This window comes from Bradyrhizobium sp. Kon69 (genome assembly GCF_055807515.1).
This window is the reverse complement of sequence record NZ_JBVVOS010000417.1, coordinates 1-259: the sequence shown is the minus strand read 5'-3', so window position 1 is coordinate 259 and position 259 is coordinate 1. Positions and strand designations below refer to the sequence as shown.

At 59.1% G+C, this 259-nt stretch carries 1 protein-coding gene; it reads right to left on the bottom strand.

All coding sequences use genetic code 11. From position 1 onward, the window contains the following. Window positions 1-190: lipase family protein (locus AC0L3U_RS39645; protein ID WP_473365156.1), on the bottom strand; the 190-nt coding region annotated here is incomplete at its 3' end. Window positions 191-259: the final 69 nt, after the last annotated feature.

Genomic DNA, 259 nt, shown 5'->3' with positions numbered 1-259 from the left:
GCAGCGGGTTGGCTGCAGCGACCACGGTGTAGCCATCCTGTTCGAGAATCCTGGCCACTCCGTTCCAGCTTGAGGCGTCGGCGAAGGCTCCGTGAACGAGCACGATGGTGGGCTTTTCGGTCTGTGCGAACGCGTTGGCGCCGGCAAACAGGCTGGCTGCGACTGCCAGCGAGGCAAGGGTTTTTTTCATGGGCAACTCCGTTGAGTCTGGGGTTATGGGGCGTACCGTGTGAACACAAAATCATGGTTTTTAACGCGT